This is a genomic window from Mesorhizobium sp. B2-8-1 (assembly GCF_006440955.1).
GTDB lineage: Bacteria > Pseudomonadota > Alphaproteobacteria > Rhizobiales > Rhizobiaceae > Mesorhizobium.
In genome coordinates this window covers 244,892-268,114 of the sequence record NZ_VFTX01000006.1, presented here as the reverse complement: position 1 = coordinate 268,114, position 23,223 = coordinate 244,892, and the positions used below count along the sequence as shown (strand labels likewise).

General features: G+C 64.0%; 24 protein-coding genes, 1 tRNA gene and 1 riboswitch. Of the genes, 7 read left to right on the top strand and 18 right to left on the bottom strand.

Going from position 1 to position 23,223, the window contains the following annotated elements; genetic code table 11:
* Positions 1–44 precede the first annotated feature (44 nt).
* The 7 genes from FJ428_RS18050 to FJ428_RS18015 all read right to left on the bottom strand — a co-directional run bounded on the left by FJ428_RS18050 (position 45) and on the right by FJ428_RS18015 (position 6,881).
* On the bottom strand, positions 45–632 hold the full coding sequence (locus FJ428_RS18050; protein WP_140521127.1) for an NAD(P)H-dependent oxidoreductase: 588 nt from the start codon (positions 630–632) through the stop codon (positions 45–47).
* A complete protein-coding gene (locus FJ428_RS18045; protein WP_140555020.1) occupies positions 632–1,213 on the bottom strand; it encodes an NAD(P)H-dependent oxidoreductase in 582 nt (193 codons plus the stop codon). Before FJ428_RS18045 ends, FJ428_RS18050 begins: the two co-directional genes overlap by 1 nt.
* 286 nt (positions 1,214–1,499) lie before the next feature.
* Positions 1,500–2,903: an FAD-binding oxidoreductase gene (locus tag FJ428_RS18035; protein ID WP_140879897.1), complete on the bottom strand. Its 1,404-nt coding sequence runs from the start codon at positions 2,901–2,903 to the stop codon at positions 1,500–1,502.
* Positions 2,903–4,204: a cytosine deaminase gene (locus tag FJ428_RS18030; protein WP_140564175.1), complete on the bottom strand. Its 1,302-nt coding sequence runs from the start codon at positions 4,202–4,204 to the stop codon at positions 2,903–2,905. Before FJ428_RS18030 ends, FJ428_RS18035 begins: the two co-directional genes overlap by 1 nt.
* Positions 4,205–4,208: 4 nt before the next feature.
* Complete coding sequence (locus FJ428_RS18025; RefSeq protein ID WP_140516383.1) at positions 4,209–5,057, bottom strand: ABC transporter permease; 849 nt, start codon at positions 5,055–5,057, stop codon at positions 4,209–4,211.
* Entirely contained in the window at positions 5,044–5,865 is an 822-nt protein-coding gene (locus FJ428_RS18020; RefSeq protein WP_140516385.1) for an ABC transporter ATP-binding protein, read from the bottom strand. The genes FJ428_RS18025 and FJ428_RS18020 overlap by 14 nt, the downstream gene beginning before the upstream one ends.
* Positions 5,866–5,876: 11 nt before the next feature.
* On the bottom strand, positions 5,877–6,881 hold the full coding sequence (locus FJ428_RS18015; protein WP_140495611.1) for an ABC transporter substrate-binding protein: 1,005 nt from the start codon (positions 6,879–6,881) through the stop codon (positions 5,877–5,879).
* A 269-nt stretch (positions 6,882–7,150) separates the two neighbouring features.
* Here FJ428_RS18015 and FJ428_RS18010 point away from each other — a divergent pair, with 269 nt between their 5' ends.
* Positions 7,151–7,534, top strand: coding sequence for a RidA family protein (locus FJ428_RS18010; protein ID WP_140495610.1), 384 nt, complete (start codon positions 7,151–7,153; stop codon positions 7,532–7,534).
* A gap of 54 nt (positions 7,535–7,588) precedes the next feature.
* Entirely contained in the window at positions 7,589–8,392 is an 804-nt protein-coding gene (locus FJ428_RS18005) for a creatininase family protein (protein ID WP_140879896.1), read from the top strand.
* 3 nt (positions 8,393–8,395) lie between these two features.
* Here FJ428_RS18005 and FJ428_RS18000 read toward each other — a convergent pair whose 3' ends face one another.
* Positions 8,396–8,905 carry a tyrosine phosphatase family protein gene (locus FJ428_RS18000; protein ID WP_140495608.1) on the bottom strand — a complete coding sequence of 170 codons (510 nt, stop codon included), beginning with the start codon at positions 8,903–8,905 and terminating at the stop codon, positions 8,396–8,398.
* On the bottom strand, positions 8,902–9,948 hold the full coding sequence (gene cobD, locus FJ428_RS17995; RefSeq protein WP_140879895.1) for a threonine-phosphate decarboxylase CobD: 1,047 nt from the start codon (positions 9,946–9,948) through the stop codon (positions 8,902–8,904). Before cobD ends, FJ428_RS18000 begins: the two co-directional genes overlap by 4 nt.
* On the opposite strand from cobD, the gene cbiB reads away from it, so the two are divergent.
* Complete coding sequence (gene cbiB / locus FJ428_RS17990) at positions 9,947–10,915, top strand: adenosylcobinamide-phosphate synthase CbiB (protein ID WP_140879894.1); 969 nt, start codon at positions 9,947–9,949, stop codon at positions 10,913–10,915. The two genes, cobD and cbiB, sit on opposite strands and share 2 nt — an antisense overlap.
* 334 nt (positions 10,916–11,249) lie before the next feature.
* Here the strand turns inward: cbiB and cobO are convergent, their stop codons facing one another.
* From cobO to FJ428_RS17970, 4 genes are read right to left on the bottom strand one after another with little or no spacing between them, the layout of a single operon-like run.
* Positions 11,250–11,864, bottom strand: coding sequence for a cob(I)yrinic acid a,c-diamide adenosyltransferase (gene cobO, locus FJ428_RS17985; RefSeq protein ID WP_140648779.1), 615 nt, complete (start codon positions 11,862–11,864; stop codon positions 11,250–11,252).
* 1 nt (position 11,865) lies between these two features.
* The gene (gene cobU / locus FJ428_RS17980; RefSeq protein WP_140623223.1) at positions 11,866–12,381 is read right to left on the bottom strand and encodes a bifunctional adenosylcobinamide kinase/adenosylcobinamide-phosphate guanylyltransferase; all 516 of its coding nucleotides are present in this window, start codon (positions 12,379–12,381) and stop codon (positions 11,866–11,868) included.
* Positions 12,374–13,171 (bottom strand): CbtA family protein, encoded by a 798-nt coding sequence (locus FJ428_RS17975; RefSeq protein WP_140879893.1) that lies wholly within the window; start codon positions 13,169–13,171, stop codon positions 12,374–12,376. The genes cobU and FJ428_RS17975 overlap by 8 nt, the downstream gene beginning before the upstream one ends.
* 15 nt (positions 13,172–13,186) lie before the next feature.
* Entirely contained in the window at positions 13,187–13,366 is a 180-nt protein-coding gene (locus FJ428_RS17970; protein ID WP_140495602.1) for a CbtB domain-containing protein, read from the bottom strand.
* A gap of 35 nt (positions 13,367–13,401) precedes the next feature.
* Positions 13,402–13,598, bottom strand: a riboswitch (cobalamin riboswitch).
* 133 nt (positions 13,599–13,731) lie between these two features.
* On the opposite strand from FJ428_RS17970, the gene FJ428_RS17965 reads away from it, so the two are divergent.
* Positions 13,732–14,901 carry an aromatic ring-hydroxylating dioxygenase subunit alpha gene (locus FJ428_RS17965; protein ID WP_140879892.1) on the top strand — a complete coding sequence of 390 codons (1,170 nt, stop codon included), beginning with the start codon at positions 13,732–13,734 and terminating at the stop codon, positions 14,899–14,901.
* A gap of 3 nt (positions 14,902–14,904) precedes the next feature.
* Here the strand turns inward: FJ428_RS17965 and FJ428_RS17960 are convergent, their stop codons facing one another.
* Positions 14,905–16,104 carry an MFS transporter gene (locus tag FJ428_RS17960; protein WP_140879891.1) on the bottom strand — a complete coding sequence of 400 codons (1,200 nt, stop codon included), beginning with the start codon at positions 16,102–16,104 and terminating at the stop codon, positions 14,905–14,907.
* A gap of 231 nt (positions 16,105–16,335) precedes the next feature.
* On the opposite strand from FJ428_RS17960, the gene FJ428_RS17955 reads away from it, so the two are divergent.
* Positions 16,336–17,340 carry a DUF1624 domain-containing protein gene (locus FJ428_RS17955; RefSeq protein WP_140664603.1) on the top strand — a complete coding sequence of 335 codons (1,005 nt, stop codon included), beginning with the start codon at positions 16,336–16,338 and terminating at the stop codon, positions 17,338–17,340.
* Complete coding sequence (locus FJ428_RS17950; RefSeq protein ID WP_140879890.1) at positions 17,337–17,813, top strand: isoprenylcysteine carboxylmethyltransferase family protein; 477 nt, start codon at positions 17,337–17,339, stop codon at positions 17,811–17,813. Before FJ428_RS17955 ends, FJ428_RS17950 begins: the two co-directional genes overlap by 4 nt.
* 299 nt (positions 17,814–18,112) lie before the next feature.
* Here FJ428_RS17950 and FJ428_RS17940 read toward each other — a convergent pair whose 3' ends face one another.
* The 3 genes from FJ428_RS17940 to FJ428_RS17930 all read right to left on the bottom strand — a co-directional run bounded on the left by FJ428_RS17940 (position 18,113) and on the right by FJ428_RS17930 (position 20,323).
* Positions 18,113–18,499, bottom strand: a complete 387-nt coding sequence (locus tag FJ428_RS17940; RefSeq protein WP_006203215.1) for a MerR family DNA-binding transcriptional regulator — start codon at positions 18,497–18,499, stop codon at positions 18,113–18,115.
* A gap of 125 nt (positions 18,500–18,624) precedes the next feature.
* On the bottom strand, positions 18,625–20,043 hold the full coding sequence (gene mgtE, locus FJ428_RS17935) for a magnesium transporter (RefSeq protein ID WP_140521139.1): 1,419 nt from the start codon (positions 20,041–20,043) through the stop codon (positions 18,625–18,627).
* A gap of 195 nt (positions 20,044–20,238) precedes the next feature.
* Positions 20,239–20,323, bottom strand: a tRNA-Leu gene (locus FJ428_RS17930).
* A gap of 180 nt (positions 20,324–20,503) precedes the next feature.
* Here FJ428_RS17930 and lipB point away from each other — a divergent pair.
* Positions 20,504–21,247, top strand: coding sequence for a lipoyl(octanoyl) transferase LipB (lipB, locus tag FJ428_RS17925; protein ID WP_140516401.1), 744 nt, complete (start codon positions 20,504–20,506; stop codon positions 21,245–21,247).
* A gap of 16 nt (positions 21,248–21,263) precedes the next feature.
* Here the strand turns inward: lipB and FJ428_RS17920 are convergent, their stop codons facing one another.
* Positions 21,264–22,511, bottom strand: a complete 1,248-nt coding sequence (locus FJ428_RS17920) for a site-2 protease family protein (protein WP_140516403.1) — start codon at positions 22,509–22,511, stop codon at positions 21,264–21,266.
* Between the last annotated feature and the right edge of the window lie 712 nt (positions 22,512–23,223).

Here is a 23,223-nt window from a genome sequence, read left to right as displayed (position 1 = left end):
CGGTTTTCCCTTCTCCCACAAGGGGAGAAGGGCAGTTCGCCCCCTCAAAACCGCTCCAGCTTCGCCCGCACCTTCGCCAGAAACGCGGCCCTCGTCTTCGGCGTCGAGGCGTCCATCAGATAGTGCGCCAGGAAGAAGGTCCGGCAGCGCGTGGCGCACAGCGCGCGCATGCCGCGCAGCAAGGTTTTGCGCCCGGGCTGGCCGACGACGACGCTCCACCATGTCGGCGCGCCGCAGGTGGTGATGACGCCGACCTTGGTCACATGCCGCATCAGCGACTTGATCCGCCCCTTGCCGGCCGGCAGCTTGAAGGCGACGTCCGTCGCCCACACCCGGTCGAGCCAACCCTTCAGCATCGCCGGCAGCCCGTACCACCAGGTCGGATATACGAAGAGGATTGCCTCGGCCCAGTTGAGCAGCTCGAAATGCGGCTTCAGCGCAAGGTCCTGCGGCGCCTGGTTGTTGTAGAAACGCCGTTCCTCGCAGCTCATCACCGGATCGAACTTCTCGGCATAGAGGTCGAGCAGCCGCACCTCCCAGCCCTTTCGCGTCAGCACCTCCACGGCGGTGTCGCGGATAGCGGCGCAAAAACTCTCCGGCACCGGATGGCAATAAACCACCAGCGCGCGCATCAGAATCTGTCCATGCTGGCCGTGACCTTGGCCAAGAACGCCTTGCGCGTCTCGTCGCTCGAAATGTTCATCGAATAATGCGCCAGATAGGAAACCGAAGCGCCCGGCTTGACCGTGGCGCGCAGCACGCGCTGGACCAGTTTGCGCGGCGGGTCCCCCATCAGCATGGCGCGGAACCGGCTGCCGCCATAGGTGGTGACCGCCGCGATCTTCCTGATGTTGTGCAGCGACGGCTGCGCCTTGCCGTCGACCAGCTTGAACGACACGCCGGGCAGGAAGACGCGGTCGAAGAACCCTTTCAGAATTGCCGGAAAGCCGTAATTCCACACTGGATAGGAAAGCACCAGCGCATCGGCGCGCAGCAGGCGTTCGACATACGGCGCCGCAGGGTCGGCGGAGCCGCGCGGATTGTGATAGTCCAGCCGTTCCTGGCGAGAGAGCCGCGGGTCGAAGTCCTCGGCATAGAGGTCGCAGTCGTCAATCGCATGACCGGCAGCCGTCAGTCGCTCGACGATCGTCCGGTGCAGGCCGGCATTGAAGCTGGTTTCGACCGGATGGGCGTGGAGGACGAGGATGTTCATGGCGAGGCATTGCCTGGGTCAGCGCGAGGCACCCCCCTCTGCCCTGCCGGGCATCTCCCCCGCAAGGGGGGAGATCGGACTATCTCCTTGCTTTCGCCAATTGTCAGCGCGGCAGGTTGGCGGCAGCGCTTAAGCTGCCGATCTCCCCCCTTGAGGGGGGTGAGGAGTGGTCCGCGCAGCGGACGGGAAGCCAATTTCTTGGCTTTCCGAGCGACGAACGCCCGAAGCGACAGCGAAGGGCCCGGGCCGGAAGGCCAGAGGGGGGTGTTCAAGCGCGAACCTCTCCTCATCCCGTCCTCTGCAGCCCCTTGAACAGAAAAGTTCGTCCCGAACGGTAATCATAATCCGGGTTTTCCCAGGCGATCATCTTGCCGGGATTGAGCAGTCCTTGCGGATCGGTCTGGCGCTTGAAGGCGAGTTGCACCGCATCGGTCTGCTTCATGCCGCCCTCTTCCAGCGTGTAACGATGCGGGTTGAAGATCGGGCAGCCATTCTCCTCATGCAAGCGGATGATCTCGTCGAGCCGCGCCTCGGTGGTGAATTTGATCAGCGGCAGGCCGAAGCAGGTGATGTTGCCATCCAGCCGCACGAACTCCAGATGCGAGAACACTTCGCCCGGAAACATCGCGTCCATTTTCTCGACCAGCGCCAGCTGGTTGGGAAAGGGATAAAGCGACTGTAGATAGGTGATATCAGGGTCGACCCGCAGCGCCCTGAGCGTCGTGTGGTTCCAGGCCAGTTCATAGGCCGGCGGCAGACCCTTCTTCTCCTCCGGCGTCGCCGTGGCGGCGTTGAAGATCACCTCGCCTCCAGCCCGCCGCGTGAAAGCGAGAAAGGCGTCCAGCCCATGCCGCGCCACCATTACGACGCAGATGCTCTGCCCATCCTTCAGGAATTTCTGGTGCCGTTTGAAATAGAGCTGCGGCACCGGTGCCGCGATCGGCGTGATCAGCTTGGTCAGGATGCCGTCCTGGCAGGCCAGCGCGTTGCCGTAGCGCGCCGCATTCATGAAGGCGTCGAAGCCGACAATGATGTCGATCCACTCATAGGCCGCGGTCAGCGGCATCTCGACTTCCATGATGATACCGTTGGTGCCGTAGGCGTGGGTCACCTTGTGCAGATCCTCGCCGGTGAGTTCGAGCTCCCTCGGCTCGGCCTCCATGGTTACCACGCGCAGGCGCAGCACATTGCCGAAATCACGCAAGCCGCCGAAATTGATCGAACCGACGCCGCCCGAACCGCCGGCGATGAAGCCGCCGATCGAGGCGGTGTTGTAGGTGGAGGGTGAGAGCCGCAGTTCCTGGCCGGAATGCGCCCGCGTTGCCTTGTCGATGTCGGCCAGCACAGCGCCCGGCCCGGTCACCACACGCCCCGGCGCGATCGACTTGATCTCGTTCATCTCGGCGAGATTGAGCACGACGCCGCCCGAGAGCGGCATCGCCTGGCCGTAATTGCCTGTGCCGCTGCCGCGCGGCGTCACTGGCACGCCATGCCGGTGGCAGGCGGCGAGCACGCGGATCAGCTCGGCCTCGTTCTTGGGCGTCACGACAAGATCGCCGGTGACGTGATCGAGCTGCTGCTTCAGCACCGGGCTGTACCAGTAGAAATCGCGGCTTTTCTGCTGGACGATGGCCGGATTGTCGTCGAGTTTTATCCCGTCGAGATCGCGTTTCAGCGCGGCGATATCCATCAGTCCACCATCAGCTCGTCGAGTTCGGCATAGTCGGGCAGTTGCCGGTCGATCGCCCGCCCGGCGCGCACCACGATGCGATCCGATTCGGGCCGCGACAGCAATTCCGTCCAGCTGCGGCCCTTGAAGACGATGAAATCGGCATCGGCGCCGGCGGCAAGCGTGCCGAAACCATCGAGCCGCATCACGTGAGCCGGCGTTGCCGTGACGGCCTGCGGCCAATCGGCGACCGGATGATCGAAATGCAGGATGCGCGTCGCCATGCGGTAGACCTCCAGCATGTCGAGATCGCCATAGGCATAGAACGGATCGCGGGTATTGTCGGAGGCGACCGCGATCGGAATGCCCCTCGCCTTCATCTCGTGCAGCAGCGTCACCCCACGCCAGCGGGGCGTGGTTTGATCGCGCCGCCGGTCCTGCAGATAGAGATTGCACATCGGCAGCGAGACGATCGCCAGCCCGGCTTTCGCCACCTTGTCCAGCGTGTCCAGCACCTCGAGGTCCGGCTGGCGCGCCAGCGAACAGCAGTGGCCGACGAGGATCTTGCCCTCGAAGCCGCTCCACAGCGACGCCTCGGCGATCTTCTTCAGCGAGATCGCCGCGACGTCGTCGGTCTCGTCGGCATGGAAATCGAGATCGAGGCCATGCTTGACGGCTTGGGAGAAGACATGGTCGAGCAGTTCTTCCAGATCCGGCACCATGTAGGTGACGACGCCAAGCACGCCCTTGGCGGCGGCCACCCTTTTGGCCAGCCTGTCGAACCAATTCTTGTCGCGCACGCCCTCGACGCCAATCAGGCAGGCGCCCTGCAACTCGATGCGGCCGCGCCACCTCTCGCGCATCGTCTCGAACACCGGCCAGGAGATTTCCTCCTGCGGCGGGACACTGTCCAGATGCGTGCGCAGTGCTTTGGTGCCATGCGCGTAGGCGCAGCGCAGCGAGAAATCCATGCGCCGCGCCACGTCCTCGGCACTCCAGCGGTCAGTGCGGTCGGCACCTGTGGCATTCAGCGCCCCGATGAAAGTGCCGTCAGGATTGGGTTTTCGCGGCCAGATATGGCCCTTGTCGATATGGGTGTGACAATCGATGAAGCACGGCAGCAGAATCCGCCCGCCGAGGTCGATCGCATCGGCAGGTGCGTTCGATCTGCCAGGAACAGCAATGCTGGAAATCTTGCCGTCGCCCACCGCGATGTCGGCAAGTGCGAAACCGTCGCCGTCGAAGGGCGCGGCAAGGCCAGGCGTGACGGACCGATGAACGCGTGCGTTGGCGAGCCGGTATGAACCTGTGTTCGGAATCAAGGCGCTACCGCTCCTGCTTCAGCGCGCTCTCGTGCCAGCGCCGTAAGATGAGATGCGAAATCAGCGACAGCACGAGGAAGATCAGGATGCCGGTCAGCGAGATCAGGAACAGCGCCGCGAACAGCCTGGGCGCGTTCAGCCGGTAGCCGGCCTCGATGATGCGCGAGGCGAGGCCCGAAGACTGGCCGGTGGCGCCGGCGACGAACTCGGCCACCACCGCGCCGATCAGCGACAGGCCGCCGGCGATCTTCAGCCCGCCGAGAAAATACGGCATCGCCGCCGGCAGCCTGAGATAGCGCAATTGCTGCCAGCGCGTTGCGCCGTTGAGCTTGAACAGGTCGCGCAGATTGCGGTCGACCGAGTTCAGGCCGAGGGTGGTGTTGGAGAGGATCGGAAAGAAGGCGACGATCCAGGCGCAGAGCAGAAGCTTGGTCGTCTGGTTGTCGACATAGATGTTGATCAGCGGGAAGATGGCCACGATCGGCGTCACTTGCAGCACGATGGCGAAGGGAAAGAACGACATCTCCACCCATTTCGACTGCGCGAACAGCACCGCCAGCCCGACGCCGCCGATGACGGCAAGGAGCAGACTGAGGAAGGTGATGCGCAAGGTGACCAGCAGTGCGGAGAACAGCAGGCCGGCGTCGTTGTAGAGCGTTGCCAGCACCACACCGGGACGCGGCAGGATGTATTGCGGAATTTCATTCCACACGCAGATACGGTCCCACAGCCAGATCGCCAGGATCATGATCGCCAGCGGCAGAACCCAGCGGCCGATCCGCTCGAGCCGCTCCTGGCGCGCGCGGCGTGCTTCCTCGGGGTCGAGTTTCAATGCACCGTCAAGGGTCGTCATGATGCGAGCCTGCAATTGAGTTGATGGCCTTGACCAGCACGTCGGACGTCTGCCGGCACAGCGCCGCATAATCGGGTGAGGTGCGAAAGGCCTCGTCGCGCGGATAGGCCGCGTCAATGGCAAGCTCGTCGAAGATCCTGCCTGGCCGCGCCGCCATCACGACAACCCTGTTGGATAAAAACACGCTTTCGAAGACGCTATGCGTGACGAAGACGACGGTGAAGCGCTCGTCCTGCCACAACTCCAGCAGATCGTTGTTGAGCTTGAAGCGAGTGATTTCGTCGAGGGCCGCGAACGGCTCATCCATCAAAAGCACGCGCGGTTTGGTCACCAGGGCCCGTGCGATCGAGACGCGCATCTTCATGCCTCCCGACAGTTCGCGCGGCACGGCGTTCTCGAAGCCGGTGAGATGAACCCTTGCCAGCATCTCGGTCACCACCGGTGCCGCCTTGGCGCGGCTGACGCCCTTCAGCCTGAGCGGCAGCCAGACATTGTCGAAGACACTGGCCCAGGGCAGCAATGTCGGCTCCTGGAACACGAAGCCGATGTTCGAGCGGTCGAGCGAACCGCCCGCACGCCAGTCGAGCATGCCGGAGGTCGGCGTTGACAGGCCGGCGATCAGCCGCAGCGCCGTCGACTTGCCGCAGCCGGACGGCCCGAGCAGGCTGAGGAAATCCCCTTCCCGGATCGCCAGGTCGACGTCGGCGAGCGCCGTCACGCCATTGGAAAAGACCTTGCCGACGCCCCGCAGCGCCAACAAGGAGACCGAAGTCTTCACTGGCGCTTGCGCCACCTTTTCCTGCATCATGCCGGGACGGCCTATTTCTTCAGCTCGAGCCCGACGCCCTTGTTGACGAAGGCCAGCGTGTAGGCTTTCGTGATGTCGATGCCGGCGGGCGTGACCTTGGCCTTGACCATCTTGTCGTAAAAACTCTTGATCCGCGCCTCGTTCATGGCGCCGATGCCGAGCTTCTCGGTGTCGCCGGAATCGGCTAGGCCGAACTTCTTCATCTGCTCGATTGAGAAAGCGATCTGCTCATCCGTCATGTCAGGATTGTCTTTCTTGATCATGTCGTTGGCGGCCTTGTTGTCGCCGTAGAGATATTTGTACCAGCCCTTGGCCGAGCCATCGACGAAGCACTGGACCACCTCCGGCTTCTTGTCGATCGTGTCCTGCATCACCTCGATCGTCGTCGAATAGGTGTCCCAGCCATAGTCGGCGAGCAGGAACTGGTTGGGCACGAAGCCGCCTTCCTTTTTGACCGCGAACGGCTCGGACGTGACATAGCCTTGCTGGATCGACTTCTTGTTGGCGAGGAAGGGAGCAGTGTTGTAGGTGTAGGGCACGCGCTTGGCCGCGTCGAAGCCGAGCTCGATGATCATCCACTGGAAGAAGGTCTGCGCGCCCTCGTCACCCAGAATGTACTGCTCGGCGTTCTTCAGGTCCTCCCATTTGTCCAGCCCCTCGCCGGGATGGGACATGATGACCTGCGGATCCTTCTGGAAGTCCGCCGCCACCACGCGCATCGGAATGCCTTGCTGGACGGCGTCGAAGGCCGACAGCAGGTTGCCGCCCATGTAGAAATCGATCTTGCCGGCCAGGAGCATCGGCCGGCCGCTGACCTGCGGGCCACCCTGCATGATGGTGACGTCGAGGCCGCAGGCGGCATAGGTGCCGTCGGCCACGGCCTGGTAGTAGCCGCCATGTTCCGGCTCGGCCAGCCAGTTGGTGCCGAAGGTGACTTTTTCATTTGCCGCGGCACCAAGCGTGCTCGCTGCAAGCACGGCCACCGCCGCTACCGACATCTTCAGTTTTCCGTACATCGACACCACCACCCTTTGTTTGCTCCGGCGCGCCACGCGCCAGGCTCGACACCAGAGATTCAAGAAGCAAGACACATGCCACCGGCGTCTCGCGCCGGGACCCGCCCGCCTACACCACAGCCATCTGCGAACGCCGGAAAGGTCGTGCTGCACCGGAGGCATCGTGCCTATTTTTTAAACGCCTGTCCACAATCGCACCGGCGACATGCACCGCCATCTTGAAGCTGTGATGAATCCAGTCTTAGGCTGGCGGTATCCAGGAGATTGCCATGTTCAAGTTCCTCACCCCGAAGTCGATCAAGCCGCCTTTTGCCCGCTACAGTCACGGCGTCGAAGTGCCCCCGGGCAAGCGGCTGGTGTTGTGTTCAGGCCAGGTCGCGATCACGGCGGACGACCAGATCCCCGAAGACGCCGGCGCCCAGGCCGAGCTTTGCTTCAAGAACATCGCCGCGATCCTCGGCGAGGCGGGGCTGGGGCTCGGCGATATCGTTCGCATCAACGCCTATGTCACCGACCGCGCGCATCTGAGACCCTATATGGATGTTCGCGACCGGCTTTTTTCGAACCCCGCGCCGGCCTCGACCCTGATGATCGTCAGCGGATTTGCCCGGCCTGAATTCAAGGTCGAGGTTGAGGCCATCGCGGCCGGGTGATCGACACGCCGTGTATCTCGCGCTAGGTCTCACCGTTCATCGAAGAGGCATGACATGACCGTAGCAAAAAGACGTGTGTGGTGGGGTGACTATCGGACCACCGAATATGCCTCGATCGATCCCGAAGCGACGATCGCCGTACTGCCGGTGGCGGCGATCGAGCAGCATGGACCGCATCTGCCTGTCTCGACCGACACCTCGATCATGAACGGCATGCTCGACACGGTGATCGCCCGCCTGCCCGACGATCTCGACATCCGCATCCTTCCGGTCCAGGCGGTGGGCAAATCGAACGAGCATCTTCACGCGCCGGGCACGCTTACTTTGCCGGCAACGACGCTGGCGGACGCCTGGACCGAGCTTGGCGTGTCGATTGCGCGGGCAGGCGTGCGCAAGCTGGTCGTCGTCAACTCGCATGGCGGCAACGAGGAGATCATGGGCATCGTCACGCGCGAATTGCGGGTGCGCGAAAAGATGCTGGCGGTGAAGACCAGTTGGCAACGCTTCGGCCGCCCGGCCGGCATGTACACCGAACTCGAGGACCGCCACGGCATCCATGGCGGCGACGTCGAGACCTCGCTGATGCTGCATTTCCGGCCGGATCTCGTCGACATGGCCAGGGCCGACAATTTCGTGTCCAATGTCGCCAAGGCCGAGAAGGAATTCGCGCTGATGCGGCACACCGGCACCCACGCCTTCGCCTGGATCGCCAGCGATCTCAACCCGAACGGCGTGGTCGGCGACGCCAGCATTGCCACGGCTGAAAAAGGTCGGCTGACAGCGGAACATCAGGCTGATGGTTTCGTCAGCCTGCTTAGGGACGTACGCAAGGCGAAGCTCGCCGATTGGCTGAAGTAGCCTCTAGCCGTCGATCCTCAGTTCGAACGGGTTGCCTTCAAAGGCATCGGCGCCGCGCCCGATCGCTTCGATTGCCGCGATCATGCGGCCGCCTCGACCAAGCAGCGCGTCGGCCACCGCGATCAGCCGCGGATTGGGCGTCGCCGAAGGCGACAATCTCCGCAACGTCCGGGCCAGCTCGGCCTCGTCGCGTTTCGGCGCCAGCGCGGCAGCGATGATATAGGCGGAGGCTGTCGAGCGGCTGATGCCGGCATAACAGTGAACGACCATCGGCCTTGCGCGGTCCCAGCGGCGCGCGAAATCGAGCAGATTGCGCACATGCTCCTCGCCCGGCATGGTCATGCCATCCTGCGCCGCCGCGATGTCGTGCATGACCAGGTGCAGATGGTTTTCCCTCATGATCGAGGCCGGGCGGAGCACATCGGTGCCGGCGGCCAACAGCGACAGCAGCCGCTCGGCGCCGGTCCTCGCCACCGTTTCCTCGACCTTTGCCAGCGAGCAGACATGGATCATGGTTTGATACCTTTCGCTCGATCCTCGCGCCGCGCCGCCCATTCGGCAAGGGCGGATTCGAGCCGCAGCCACTCCTCCTCGTTCCCCGGCAGGCCTGCCCGCAGGACGTGCGGGCGGTCGGTGAAATGGCGAAGCAGGATGCCGCGCTCGCCAAGCGCTGCAAACAAGCCGGCGGCATCCGGCAGGCTGAAATAGCGGAACAATGTGGTGCCGCCCGCGGCAGGCACGCCGAAGCGGCTGAACAGTCCGTCGATCCGAACCGATGCCTCCGCAAGCGATGCGCGCATCGCGTCCTGCCAGCCGATATCGGCAAGTGCGCGAATGCCATATTCCAGCGCCGGGCCGGCGACGGCCCAAGGTCCGAATTGCGTTTCCAGCCGTTGGGCCGCCGGCGCATCGGCAAGCGCGAATCCAAGCCGCAGGCCGGCCAGCCCAAAAAACTTGCCGAAAGAACGCAGCACGACGATGCCGCCCTGGCCGACATCGCCGGCAAGGCTGTGTTCGCGCGGGCCGACATCCATGAACGCCTCGTCGACGACCAGCAGCCCGCCCCTGGCGCGCAAACCGGCGGCCAGCGCCAGCAGCCGGTCGCGCTCGACGATGCGCCCATCCGGGTTGTTCGGGTTGACCACGACGGCAAGGTCGGCATCCGCCAGATCAGCGAAATCGCTGACTTCGATCACCTCGTGCCCCGCGATCGCCGCCGCGCGGGCATGTTCGGCATAGGTCGGCCCCAGTACGAGCGCCTTGCCCGGCGCGACCAGCGATGCCACGCGCGGCAGCAGGATCTGCGTACCGGGCGCAGCGACGACATTGGCTGGCGAGGGCGCACCATAGCTACTGGCCGCGATCGCCGTCAGCTCACGCGTCCGCCCCGCTTCCGGCAATCGCGACAGCGAGGTGGCGGGCAGCTCGAAAAGCGGGTAGGAGTGCGGATTGATTCCGGTCGAGAGGTCGACGAAAGGCTGCGGGGCGTTGGGGAAAAGCGCCCTTGCCCGGCCGAGACTTCCACCATGGTCCACCGCTCCTTCAAGAAGCTTCATGTCAGTCCTGATCGCTTTCCTGTCATTGGCCATCGAATCCGCGCTGGGCTACCCCGACTGGCTGTTTCGCGCCATCGGCCATCCCGTGACGTGGTTTGGCAGGCTGATATCCTTTCTCGATCGCAGGCTCAACCGCGCCACTGATCCCGACGCACTGCGTCGCCAACGTGGTGTCCAGGCGCTTCTGGTCATCGTGCTGGTGCCGGCGCTAATTGGCCTCTCCGTGCAGATCCTGCTCTGGTTCATTCCCCTGGGACTGTTCATCACCGCGCTTCTGGCAACATCGTTCCTGTCGCAGCGGAGCCTTTATGAGCATGTCGAGGCCGTCGCCGATGCGCTCGACTCGGGCGGCCTCGACATGGGCCGCGCCGCCGTCTCGCGCATCGTCGGCCGCGATCCCGAAACCCTCGACAGGGCCGGCGTCTGCCGCGCGGCGATCGAGAGCCTGGCCGAGAATTTTTCCGACGGCATCGTTGCCCCCGCCTTCTGGACGGGCGTCGGCGGCCTCGCCGGCGGCGCCGCCTACAAGGCCGCCAACACCGCCGATTCGATGATCGGCCATCGCACGCCGCGCCACGAAGCATTCGGCAGGGCAGCCGCACGCTTCGACGATTGGATCAACCTGCCGGCGTCGCGGCTGACGGCGTTGCTCATCACCTTGGCGGCTTTCCTGGTGAAAGGCGCCGACGCGAAAGCCGCATGGCAGGCGGTGCGGCGCGACGCGAAAAAGCACCGCTCGCCCAATGCCGGCTGGCCGGAGGCGGCGATGGCGGGCGGGCTCGGCCTGGCCCTCGCCGGGCCGCGCAGCTATGGCGGCGTAACGGTCGACGACGCGTTCATGGGCGAAGGCGGCCGGCGCGAAGCCGACAGCATCGACATAAGGCGGGCGCTGAAACTCTACCGCGTCGCCGATTATTTGCTGATTGCCCTGTTCGGCGTGGTTTCGGCGATCGTCATTCTGGCATGATCTCACCCCCCCCCGTGAGTTCTCTCCCGAAGGGGAGGAAGGGAGCCGGGCTGCAACAGGTTCGCGCCTTTCCTCTCCCCCGTCGATCGGGGAGAGGTGGCTCGGCGAAGCCGAGACGGAGTGGGGGTCGACGAGCTCGGCAGTCGCGTTTCTCGCACCCGCCGGGTTGCGCCTGCCTGTCTGCGGACCGCGCGTTCGATAACCGCCTTCCCCCAATCCGTCGCTGCTTCGCAGCGCCACCTTTCCCCCCCTCCGGAGGGAAAGGAAGTGAGCCCCGCTTGGAGCGTTTGGCGACCAGACTTGAATGCTCATCCACAAAAGGGGACAAAAGCTCTCAAAACTCGATCCCTTGTTGCGCCTTCACGCCCGCCGCGAAGTGGTGCTTGGTCAGCCCCATCTCGGTCACCAGATCGGCCGCCTCGACCAGCGCCGGCTTGGCGTTGCGACCGGTGACGACGACATGCAGGCCCTCGCGGCGCGCTTTCAGCGCGGCAACCACCTTGTCCAGATCGAGATACTCGTAGCGCAGCGCGATGTTGAGTTCGTCGAGCACGACGAGACTGATCGACGGATCGGCCATCAGCTCCAGCGCCTTGGCCCAGGCGGCCTCGGCCGCCGCGATGTCGCGCTTCAGATCCTGTGTCTCCCAGGTGAACCCCTCGCCCATCGCGTGCCAGACGACGCGGTCGCCGAAGGCGGCGAAGGCCTCCTTCTCACCCGTATGCCATTTGCCCTTGATGAACTGGACGACGCCGACGCGCTTGCCGTAGCCGAGCATCCGCAGCGCCAGGCCAAAGGCAGCCGTGGTCTTGCCTTTGCCCGGGCCGGTGTTGACGATCAGCAGCCCCTTTTCGACCGTCTTGCTCGCCACCTCGGCGTCTTGGACCGCCTTGCGCTTGGCCATCTTGGCGCGGTGGCGCTCTTCGTCCTTTTCGTCGATGTCGGTCATGTCACTTCACCTTGAGCGGCAGCCCCGCCACCATCAAAAGCACGGTCTCGGCAATCGCCGCGACCTGCTGGTTGAGCCGGCCGGCGGCGTCGCGGAACCGGCGCCCCAGCGCATTGTCGGGCACGATGCCTTGCCCGACCTCGTTGGATACCACGAACCAGGGTCCGCGCGGCCGCGACAGCATGTCAGCCAGCCGCCGACATTCGGCCTCTACATCATGATCGGCCAGCATGTGATTGGTCAGCCAGAGCGTCAGGCAGTCGACAAGGACCGGCTGGTCCTCCGGTAGGGCCTCGAGTGCACCGACAAGGCCAAGCGGTGCATCGATGGTCGTCCAGCCCTCGCCGCGCCGCGACCGGTGCAACGCGATGCGCTGCTGCATCTCGTCGTCATAGGCTTGCGCCGTGGCGATGTAGGTCCATGGCGAAGGCAAGGCCGTCATCAGCGTTTCGGCGTGCGCGCTCTTGCCGGAGCGCGCACCGCCGATGATGAAGGTCAGTCTTCCGCGATCAGGCAAAGCTGTCGCGCAGGCTCGTCGCGCTGCCGGTGAAGCGTCCACGCACCACGCCGGCGGCAGCGCCGAGCACGAGCCAGAACACCAGGTTGGTTACGGTCACCGCCACCACGAACTGATGATGCAGGCCTTCCGGAATCGGCGTCTCGAAACTGTCCGGCTGCGGCGCGCCGACAATATGCGGCGCGACGATCAACACCACGCCCAGAATCGCCAGCGGCAGTGATTTGCGGAAGGCGATCAGGGCAAGGCCGATCGCCGTCGCCGCCACCGTCGCCGTCCACCAGATCTGGCGTGGCAGAAGCTCGGCGGCAGGCATGGCCGGCAGTTCCGGCGGCAGGCCGAGGCCCGGCGCCAGCGTGAACACGGCAAAGCCGGCCAGTCCCCAGAACACGCCCTGGCGCCAGTTGCCGATGCCGCCGGCGAATTCCGAAACCGCGACCAGGACCAGCGCGAAGCCGATGCCGGTGACGATGTTGGCAAGCACGCTGAAGGCGAAGCGCTCGAAGCCGTCGGCCGGCGCCCAGCCTTCCTCTCCAGCCGGAACAGCTTCAGCGGCTGCCGGCGCGGCGGAGCTCATGGCATTGCCCGCCGGGGCGGCAGAGTTCATGGCGTTGTTGTCGGTCGGGGCCGGTGCGGTATGGTCGTGGTGGTGGCCGCCGCCGGCCTGTTCGTAGACTTCCGCCTTCAGGATCAACGGCACGGTGGCATAGGCCTGCATGCAGGCGAGAACGACACCGGCCACGAGCCCTGCGATCGCCGCGATGAACACGACGTTGCGAAACAGGTTCATGATGTCAAATCCCTATCAGTGGCAGGGAAACGCCATCGAGTGGCGATAGTCGTGCGCGGCATTGTGGACCGCGTCGATATGCGAGAAACCGACAAAGCCTACGACGAAAACGCCGAGCAGCGCCGCGAGCGCGAGCTGCAGGAGGCGCGACTGCGAGGAGATGGAGGCGCCGAGGGAGACGGAAGCGGTATTCATGTCTTGTCCTTTCACCCTCCACCCGAGGGCATCGAAGTCAGTTTCCTGTCGCCGGCAGGTCTCCTGGCTCGCGGATCAGCGCCCTTCCCCACCTTCCCGAAGAAAATCTTCAGTGGCATATGGAGAGGACTACCGCACACAGTTGCGGGGGCAGCCACGGCATTGGGCAACAAATCTGCCCGCACCGCATTCCCTCTTGGCTCCAATCGGAACCGACGACGAAGGTGACTATAGGGAAAATCGCCGCATCCGGCAAACCAAATTCCGACGGCGACAAGCGCTTTAGCGCCGTCCGGCCGCTTGCTCCGCTGCAATTGACAATTTCCGTAGCCGGGTGTCGGCTGCCATCTCACAGGAGGCCAGCCATGCAGCCCGTCCAGAGCCAGCACGCCCCCTATAACGGCCTCACCCGGGCCGAGCCGACATTGCCGTCGTCGGCCTATTGGGATGCGGCGGCCTACCAGCGCGACCTTGACGCCATCTGGTACAGGAACTGCCTGCTCGTCTGCCGTGAAGCTGATCTCGCCCAACCGCTGGCTTTTCGCACCTTCCGCGTCGGCAGCCAGGAGATCGTCGTACTGCGCGACGACACCGGCGAACTGCGCGCCTTCCACAACACCTGCCGGCATCGCGGCTCGCAGCTTTGCCAGGAACGCGAGGGCCGGCTGAAGGCGCGGCTGATCACCTGCCCCTACCACGCATGGTCCTATTCGCTGCGCGGCGATCTCGTGCGCGTGCCATCGAAAACGCTGCCCGAAGGTTTCGACAAGGCGGACCATCCGCTCTATCGCGTCGCGCTGTCGGTCTGGCGCGGCTTCGTCTTCGTCAATCTCGCGGAAGATGCCGCCGGCTCGGCGCACTCATCCTTCGACCCGGCCTCCGGCGATCTCGGCAACTGGCCGCTGGAATCGCTGGTATCGGGCCATGTGCTGCGCAAGGTGATGAACTGCAACTGGAAGATCTTCTGGGAAAACTTCAACGAATGCCTGCATTGCCCCGGCGTCCACAAGGACCTGTCGCGGCTGGTGCCGATCTATGGTCGCGGCCTGATGGGCCGGCATGACGACCCCGAATGGACCCGCCATGCCGACAATGACGCGCCGGAATTTTCCGGCGGGCTGCGGGCGGGTGCCGAAACATGGTCACGTGACGGCCAGGCGCATGGGCCGGTCTTTTCGGGCCTGACGCCGGCCGAGCACGCCGCCGGCCAGACCTACGCCACCAGCCTGCCCTCGATGTTCATCGTCGGCCACGTCGACTATGTCAGGTCCGTACGGCTGGTGCCGCTTGGCCCCGAGCAGACCGAATTGACCGCCGAATGGCTGTTCGCGCCCGACGCGCTCGCCGCCACCGACATCGACAACATCGTCGGATTCGGCACCCAGGTGCTGGAGGAGGATGCCGCGATCTGCGAGGTCAACCAGAAAGGGCTGCGCTCTATGCGCCATAAGGCCGGCGTGCTGATGCCGGAGGAGTACGACCTCCACCGCTTCCACGATTGGGTACGCGAACGACATGCTGCGCTTGTGCCGTAAGCTTCACAGCGACTTCGGCAGATACCGCCAGGTGACATAACCGCAGACCGCCGCAAGCAGGCCGAGCGTGACGAAAACCGAGCCCAGTCCGAAAAAGGCCAGCACCACCGAGTAGACCAGCGGCGGCGTCAGTTCGGAAAAGTCGAGATAAGTGCGGTAGACCGCAGCCATCTGCGCCCGCTCATAAGAGCGGACCGAGCGCATGAAGGCGGTCGAGCCCAGCGCGTCGAGCGCGATGGTGAAGAAGGCGCCGCACAGCAGGAAGGCGCCGGTGACGAGCGGCGCGCTTTCGCCGACGGCACCCGCCGCCAGCAGCACCACCGACATGGCGAAATAGGCAAAAGTCATGGTCCTGCGGCCGCCGAAGCGCTTGCCGGCCTTGCCCCAGAAAATCGCCATGAACAAAAGCGCGTTGCCTGCCGAAACCAGAATGCCGCCGGCAAGTTCGCCCTCACCGGTGATGACCATGAACAGCGGGCCATAGACGAAAAATGTCGTCCAGAAGCAGGAGCGGCCGAAGGCGATCAGCCAGGCCAGCCTCAGCCTCGGCTGCGCGACGAAGCGGCCGATATTGGCCAGCGGGTTGACCGGGCGCGTCTTGCCCGGCCGGATCGAGGGACTGTCGCCGAGCCGGTAGGTCCAGAACAACGCCAGCAGGGCCAAGGCGAATACGGCGACCGCGCCATGCGCGGCATAGATGCCGAAGCGTGTGTAGAGAAAGATGCCGAGCGTCGGCCCACCCGTCCAGGCAAACATCGACCACGCCATGCGCAGCGATTCGGCCTGCATGAAATCGGTCTTGCGGATGTGGTCCATGATGTAGAGGTTGAGCGTGATCGACAGCGCACTGGCGCCCATGACACGGCACAGCATGCCGGCCAATTGCCCTGCGAGCGTATGCGTGACGAAGAACAGCGAGCCGATCGCCAGCAGGCAGGCGCCCGCCGTGTAGACCCAGCGCCGTGCGAAGCGCTGGATCAGCATCGGCATGAACAGGGTCACCGACAGGCCGAGCATCGCCACTATGGTGTAGAGGATCGAGACGATCTGCTCGTTGTGGAGGATCTCGTAGGCCTGGATCGGGATGACGCTCGACACCGTGGCGCGAGCGAAGGATTCGACCGCGTAGAGCGAGGCGAAGGTGCGGGCATCCGCGGCCTTGAGGGCCGGTAGCCAGATCGGATGGCGCACATGCGTGGACATTGCTTCCCCAAAGCAGAATCACCAGCCAAATCTGCGGCCATCATTTCGCGACCGGTAACAGGAAACCGACGTGCCCCGGTTAAAACGAAGCCGGTCAAAGGCTTTCCGGTGCTGGCCTAAAGGGGTGCCTGATGCAGCGCCGGCTGATCGTCCGTATCGAAGCTCACGGCCTTCTTTTGTCCGGCGTAACCGTGATAGTCCTCGTGCGGGGCTGAATCAGATCGCGAGACCATGAGCATCCAGACGCCGACCATGCCCGCCGCGGAGTTGCCGAAGACCAAGCGCATCGTCGCCGTCGACATGCTGCGCGGCATCGCGCTGATCGCCATGGCGAGCTACCATTTCACCTGGGACCTGGAATTCTTCGGCTACACCGATCCCGGCCTGACCGCCTTCGGCTGGTGGAAGTTCTATGCTCGCTGCATCGCCTCGACCTTCCTGTTCCTGGTCGGCGTCAGCCTGTATCTCGCCCATGGCAAAGAGATCCGCTGGAACGGCTTCTGGAGACGCTTCGCCATGGTCGCCGGAGCGGCGATCGCCATTTCGGTCGCCACCCGTATCGCCACGCCGGACGGGTGGATCTTCTTCGGCATCCTGCACCAGATCGCGCTGGCGAGCCTGCTCGGGCTGGCATTCCTGCGCCTGCCGGCGCTGCTCACACTGCCGATCGCCGCGGCGGTCATCGCCATTCCCTTCTATTTTCGGCTGGAATCGTTCGATCACCCCTGGCTGTGGTGGGTCGGCCTTTCCGCGGTCAACCCACACTCCAACGACTATGTCCCGCTGTTCCCGTGGTTCGGTGCGGTGCTTGTGGGCCTCGGAGCGACCAAGCTTGCCTCCGGCTTCGGCGCCGTGGCGCGCCTGGCAGATGTGGCACCCGGGCGCTGGTCCAACCCGCTGGGCTTCATCGGCCGGCACAGCCTGGCCTTCTACCTGATTCACCAGCCGCTGCTGATCGGCAGTGTCTGGTTGTTCTCGCAAGTAATGCCGGCCAAGGTCGAAACCCCGCAGGTGAACTTTCTCAAGACCTGCCAGATCTCGTGCGAGCAGCAGCGCGACAGCAAGTTCTGTTCGAGCTATTGTGGGTGCATGCTGGACACGCTGGAGGGCGAGGCAACGCTTGATCGGCTCTACAAGAACGACCAGACCGCCGAATGGAGAGCGCATCTGGCGGATCTCGCCGGCACCTGCACGGCCCAGACCGACAGCAAGATGACGGAGGAAGGTGTCGAATGACCGAGACCCCGCCCAAACCTGGGCTGATACCGTGGCCGCCGCTGATCTACATCGCCGCCATCGCCATCAGTATCGCGCTCGGCCTGCTCTTTCCCCTGCCCTGGATCGGCGACCTCCTGGGCGACCTCCTCTACGCGGCCGGCTGGGTGGCGCTGTTCGGCGTCGCCGCACTCTGGTTCACCGCCATCCGCACCATGACGCGGGCCAAGACCACGCTCAACCCCAACGCCGTGCCGGACCATCTCGTCACCACGGGTCCTTTCGGCGTCACCCGCAATCCGATGTACCTCGCCAACACGCTGCTGTTGATTGGCGTCGCCTTCATCTCCGGGATCGTCTGGTTCCTGCCGCTCGCCTTCGTCGCCGCCTTCGTCACGCAGAAGGTCGCGGTGGAAAAGGAAGAAAAGATGCTGGCGGCAAAGTTCGGCAAGAAATACCGCGACTATGCCAAGCGAGTGCGGCGCTGGATTTGAGCATCTGAACGCCGGCTGCCAGAGCCATATCGGGAAGATAACGGTTTCTGATTTGTGGCGGAGACCAACAATTTGTCGATGTCGGCGCCGCCCCTCACCTGCCTGCCGGCATCCTCTCCCCGTATAGTGACGGGGAGAGGGGCGCTGTCATCAGCGGTTTCGCCAGCCACCAGCGTTGCAGGAAAGAGACCGAGATCACGGTCAGCCCCCTTCTCCCCGTCACTATACGGGGAGAAGTGCCCGGCAGGGCGATGAGGGGCGGCGCCGACTCTAAAGCGATTGTCCTGCCTGGAAGGCCGCTACGTATTAACCCCGAGCTCCACCAGCCGCTCGACGCAGGATTCCTCGGCCTGGTCGAGTTCGGCCAATGTCTCCTCGAGGTCGCGGCGCTTTTGCCTCAGATCCTCGCGCTTTTCCTCGATGCGCTTGATCATCAGCTTGAGCTGGCCGACCTCGCCGGGCGGTTCCTTGTACATCTGGATGATTTCGCGGATCTCGTTGATCGAGAAGCCGAGCCGTTTTCCGCGCATGATCTGCCGGATCAAGTGTCGGTCGGATGGACGAAACAGCCGCGTGCGGCCCCGCCGCACCGGCTGCACCAGTCCCTCGTCCTCGTAGAACCGCAGCGTCCGCGTCGAGACGTCGAATTCGCGCGTCAGCTCGGTGATCGAATAATATTCCCGCATTCTCGCCCCATAGCCGGAGATTGGCGACTGCTGCTCTCCGTCCGCGGCAGACCTGCCGGAATCGGCCGCAGTCTGCCTGTCGCCGAGCCTCGCACGGCATTTACGTAAAAGTCAATTGAGCCGGATCAATGGACGCCGAACCACCACGTGGCAAGGCCCAGAAAAGCGAAGAAACCAACGACGTCGGTGACCGTGGTGACAAAGACCGCCGAAGCGACCGCGGGATCGACCTTGAAGCGGTCGAGCAGCAGCGGGATCAGGATGCCGGCAAGGGCCGCAACGAACATGTTGATGATCATGGCCGCGGCGATGATGCCGCCCAGATTGGCATCGCGGAACCAGACGGCGGCTACGATGCCGATCAATATGGCGAAAACGATGCCGTTGATGAAGCCCACGCCTATCTCGCGGCGAATGATGCGGCCGGCATTGTAGATGTCGAGATCCCTTGTCGCCAGCGCCCGCACGGTGACGGTCATGGTCTGCGAACCGGCATTGCCGCCCATCCCGGCCACGATCGGCATCAGCACGGCGAGCGCCACAATGCGCTCGATCGTGTGGTCGAACAGGCCGATCACCGATGCCGCAAGGAAGGCGGTCAGGAGATTGACAAGCAGCCATGGCACACGCGAACGCGAGGTCGAAAAGATGCTGTCGGAAAGCTCTTCGTCGCCGACGCCGCCCATGCGCAGGAGATCTTCCTCGGCTTCCTGCTGGATGACGTCGACGACGTCGTCGATGGTCAGCACGCCGACCAGCCGCTCGTTCTCGTCGACGACGGCGGCCGACAGAAGGTCATATTGCTCGAACTCCCGCGCGGCCTCTTCCTGGTCCATCGTGGCCGGAATGGCGTGCCGCGTCTCATGCATGACCTCCTCGACCTTGACCGAGCGCTTGGTGCGCAGGATCTGGTCGAGGTCTATGGCGCCAAGCAGCTTGAAGCTCGGGTCGATGACGAAGATCTGGCTGAAGCGGTCGGGAAGGTTCTTGTCCTCGCGCATGTAGTCGATGGTCTGGCCGACCGTCCAGAACGGCGGCACCGCGACGAACTCCGTCTGCATGCGCCGCCCGGCGGTCTCCTCGGGGTAGTCGAGCGAGCGACGTAGCCTGATGCGCTCGGTAAACGGCAGCTGCGACAGGATCTCGTCCTGGTCCTCCGGTTCGAGGTCCTCGAGGATGTAGACAGCGTCGTCGGAATCGAGTTCCTGCACCGCCTGGGCAATCTGCGCGTTGGGCAGATTGTCGACGATGTCCATGCGGATCGCCTCGTCGACCTCGGTCAGCGCGGAAAAATCGAAGTCGGCCCCCAAAAGCTCGACAAGGGCGCGCCGCTGGTCGGGATGCAGCGCCTCGATCAGGTCGCCCATTTCAGACTGGTGCAGGTCGTCGACCTCACGCTTGAGCGTGAGCGTATCGCGGTCGGCGATCGCCGCGCCGATCTGGGCGAGAAAGGACGAAAGGACAGCGCCGTCCTCACCGTAGATGTCGGCGCGGTGTTCGTCAGCGCCCCCAGCGCCGGTCGTCCGTTCGTCCTGGCCTTCCACCAGCGCCTCCCGCCATTGCAATCCTGGAAAAGGTGCGTCTCAGGTCTAGAACATCGGACCCGAAAGTGGAAACCGGTTTCGGGAAAATCCGACGCCCAAAAAGAAACTGGCGTAACGCGCGGGAATATCAAACGAAATGCGCGGTGCCCGTAGGGCTGGAGGTGCCGCTACAAATCAGATTCTGGGGAGAGAGAATGGTGCGGTCGAGAAGACTCGAACTTCCACGGGTTGCCCCACAGCGACCTCAACGCTGCGCGTCTACCAATTCCGCCACGACCGCACGTGGTAGGAGCCGGAACCGACCGGCTCGCGGCGTGTAGCAAATCGTTTCCGGCGAAACAAGTGCGCCCCGAGCATTTAATCGCTGGGAATTGCCATAACGGATCAAAGCGCCAAAATGCGCCGCGAACTGGACGTTTCGGCCCGATATCGCCATATGGAGTACAACAAGGGACACCCCATGCCAGAACGCAGCCAGATCGCCACGTCGTTCCTGCCTTTGCCCGGTTCGGCGCCCGTCGAATGGGCGATCGAGCCCGGCCTCACCGCCTATCCCGAGGCGCTTGCCTTCATGGAGGCGCGCGCCGAAGCGATCCGCAGCGGGGCCGCCGGCGAGATGGTCTGGCTGGTCGAGCATCCGCCGCTCTATACCGCCGGCACCAGTGCGCGCAGCGAGGACCTGATCGACGCCAACCGGTTCCCGGTGTTTTCGGCCGGCCGCGGCGGCGAATACACCTATCATGGGCCGGGCCAGCGCGTCGCCTACGTCATGCTCGACTTGAAACGCCGCCGCGAGGATGTGCGCGCCTTCGTCGCCGCCCTCGAACAGTGGATCATCGGCACGCTCGCCGCCTTCAACGTCAATGGCGAGCGCCGTGAGGATCGCGTCGGCGTCTGGGTGGTGCGGCCCGATCGCCCTGCCCTGCCGGACGGCTCTGCCGCGGAGGACAAGATCGCGGCAATAGGTATTCGGCTCAGGCGCTGGGTGAGTTTTCACGGCATCGCCATCAATGTCGAGCCGGACCTCGGCCATTTCAGTGGTATCGTGCCGTGCGGCGTGCAGGACCACGGCGTCACCAGCCTTGTCGATCTCGGGCTGCCGGTGACGATGGCCGATCTCGATCTGGCGCTGAAATCAGCGTTCGAGGATGTCTTCGGCCCGGCTACGGCCTTGCCCTTGGAAACAGCCCGCGAGGCCGGCTGAACGCTTCCCGGACAGCTCAGATCAGCCGTGCCGACGCCCAGAGCACTCCATAACCGTGGATGACGAACACCGCCAGCAGCGCGCCGGCGATGACGAAACGGTCGGCCGTGCGGATCGGCTTCAGTTCGTGGCGCGGCCTCACCCCGCTGCCCGCTGTCAGAAGGCTGAGGATTGCAAAGACCGCGCCGGCCGCGAGCAGAAAGCCGATGGAAAAGCCGGCCCGCCAGCCAAGCGCCAGGAACGCCGAGAGCAGGAAGAAGGAGGCCAGCGCCAGCGCGACCGGCCCCGGGCAGATCTGGCGCAGCACCTGGCCGCCATCGAATTTCCACACCGGCACCAGATTGGCGATGTTGAACAGGGCAGCACAGCCCGCCAGTGTCGCCAGCAATGTCGCGGCAAGCCAGTGCCCTTCCGCGCTTGCAAACGTGCTGCCCATCATCGCCAACGGCACCAGGAAAGCAGAGAACCCGGCGCCCATCAGCGCCACGAACGCAACTTCGAAACGGCTGTCATAGGGCCGGCCGCCAATGGCGAGGCCGCCGAGCAGCGGGATGAAGATCATGCGCGCCCTGCGGTGGCCCATCAGGCGGAATGCCGCCATGTGGCCGAGCTCGTGCAGGGCGACAACGGAAGTCAGGATCGCGGCCAGAGCAAGCCCGCCGCGGTGAAGCCCGAAGAACGGCCACAGGATGAATGCCGAGAGAGCGGCGAAGCCGAGCTGACTCAGCGGATGTTCGAACCAGCCGCCCTTGCGATACCGCCCTGTCCTGGCCCAGCCATCCAGCTTGGCGAGTTCGCGGCGCATGGCGAAATAGCGGAACGCCAGGAAGGCCACGCCGCGGTAACGGTCGGTCTGGGTGAGCGTAACCCGGGTGGCCTCGCCAATCGAGACCAACTGCGCGGTTTCCCGATAATGCGCCCAGAAAGACGGATCGAGCGCCGTGTCCTCGATGACGCGCATCGAAAAGCACCTGCCATGCACGACATTCTCGAGCAGGGCCTTGCGTTCGATCGGCAGGCCGTCCCGGCCCTCCCAGGACATTCTGGTGCGGACCACTCCCTCGCCCAGCATCTCCGCCGAGAGGATTTCGCCGGACCAGCCGGCATTGCTCCCGAGCGGCCACAGCGCCTGCCACAGACGCTGCCGGTCGGCCGCGACCGTGCGGCTGAGCCTGATTGTGCGCAAACCAAGCGGCACGCTCATCAGGAGAAAAATCAGCCCTAGATTGCTGGCCACGAGGAAGGCGGCGACGATGGGCGACACGCGGCGCTCCTGCTTTCAGGAGCGACACCCTAGCGCCATGGGCGGCAAGAAAGGCTTAACGGCAAAGCGGACTTTCGTCCGCCGGAACAGCGACGGCAGACACTGTCACCTCACATGGCTCCGATCCAGATCGCCATGGAAATGAGGAAGGTGCTCATGCAAACCAGCGAGATGACATCCTGAACCAGATCGGTCATAACTCTCTCCTGTTGTTGATATGTTCGCAATTTGTTCTAATTTTGTTTCAAAGTCAACGAGCGGAATCCGTCCGCTGCCGGAATTTTCGAGCGATCAAACCGGCAGGGTTAAGAAAAGGTTGACGGCGCGGGACCTATCAACAGGTCAGGAAGATGTCGGCGACGCTATCGTCAGTTAGCGTATGGGATGAGCGCCTGCTTGCACTCAACGTCAGTCGAGACAATAGTGGGTAAGCTAAGACTGCCGAGTGATGGACGTGAGGCAACACCAAGGCGCCAATCAAGCTGATCGCTGGCGAAAGCGCATGAGGCAAGGCCACCGGTGGCGCCTCTCGCGCAGCTTTGTAACCTGGCTGCTCATCCTGGTGATGATCGCGATCTCTTCCACCCTGATCGCACTGAAGGCTCATTGGCGGTTCTGATCCCGGAGGGATCAGTATCCCCGACGGGAAACTAAACCCGCGGAAATCTCGCTGGACGTTGTTAAGGTTGGACCCAATCTCGCAGCGGACATC

Bases quoted from the DNA above. Each gene is read 5' to 3' on its own strand.
- FJ428_RS18050 (WP_140521127.1), bottom strand. From the start codon at position 632: ATGCGCGCGCTGGTGGTTTATTGCCATCCGGTGCCGGAGAGTTTTTGC.
- FJ428_RS18045 (WP_140555020.1), bottom strand. From the start codon at position 1,213: ATGAACATCCTCGTCCTCCACGCCCATCCGGTCGAAACCAGCTTCAAT.
- FJ428_RS18035 (WP_140879897.1), bottom strand. From the start codon at position 2,903: ATGGATATCGCCGCGCTGAAACGCGATCTCGACGGGATAAAACTCGAC.
- FJ428_RS18025 (WP_140516383.1), bottom strand. From the start codon at position 5,057: ATGACGACCCTTGACGGTGCATTGAAACTCGACCCCGAGGAAGCACGC.
- FJ428_RS18020 (WP_140516385.1), bottom strand. From the start codon at position 5,865: ATGATGCAGGAAAAGGTGGCGCAAGCGCCAGTGAAGACTTCGGTCTCC.
- FJ428_RS18015 (WP_140495611.1), bottom strand. From the start codon at position 6,881: ATGTACGGAAAACTGAAGATGTCGGTAGCGGCGGTGGCCGTGCTTGCA.
- FJ428_RS18010 (WP_140495610.1), top strand. From the start codon at position 7,151: ATGTTCAAGTTCCTCACCCCGAAGTCGATCAAGCCGCCTTTTGCCCGC.
- FJ428_RS18005 (WP_140879896.1), top strand. From the start codon at position 7,589: ATGACCGTAGCAAAAAGACGTGTGTGGTGGGGTGACTATCGGACCACC.
- FJ428_RS18000 (WP_140495608.1), bottom strand. From the start codon at position 8,905: ATGATCCATGTCTGCTCGCTGGCAAAGGTCGAGGAAACGGTGGCGAGG.
- cbiB (WP_140879894.1), top strand. From the start codon at position 9,947: ATGTCAGTCCTGATCGCTTTCCTGTCATTGGCCATCGAATCCGCGCTG.
- cobD (WP_140879895.1), bottom strand. From the start codon at position 9,948: ATGAAGCTTCTTGAAGGAGCGGTGGACCATGGTGGAAGTCTCGGCCGG.
- cobO (WP_140648779.1), bottom strand. From the start codon at position 11,864: ATGACCGACATCGACGAAAAGGACGAAGAGCGCCACCGCGCCAAGATG.
- FJ428_RS17975 (WP_140879893.1), bottom strand. From the start codon at position 13,171: ATGAACCTGTTTCGCAACGTCGTGTTCATCGCGGCGATCGCAGGGCTC.
- FJ428_RS17970 (WP_140495602.1), bottom strand. From the start codon at position 13,366: ATGAATACCGCTTCCGTCTCCCTCGGCGCCTCCATCTCCTCGCAGTCG.
- FJ428_RS17965 (WP_140879892.1), top strand. From the start codon at position 13,732: ATGCAGCCCGTCCAGAGCCAGCACGCCCCCTATAACGGCCTCACCCGG.
- FJ428_RS17960 (WP_140879891.1), bottom strand. From the start codon at position 16,104: ATGTCCACGCATGTGCGCCATCCGATCTGGCTACCGGCCCTCAAGGCC.
- FJ428_RS17955 (WP_140664603.1), top strand. From the start codon at position 16,336: ATGAGCATCCAGACGCCGACCATGCCCGCCGCGGAGTTGCCGAAGACC.
- FJ428_RS17950 (WP_140879890.1), top strand. From the start codon at position 17,337: ATGACCGAGACCCCGCCCAAACCTGGGCTGATACCGTGGCCGCCGCTG.
- FJ428_RS17940 (WP_006203215.1), bottom strand. From the start codon at position 18,499: ATGCGGGAATATTATTCGATCACCGAGCTGACGCGCGAATTCGACGTC.
- lipB (WP_140516401.1), top strand. From the start codon at position 20,504: ATGCCAGAACGCAGCCAGATCGCCACGTCGTTCCTGCCTTTGCCCGGT.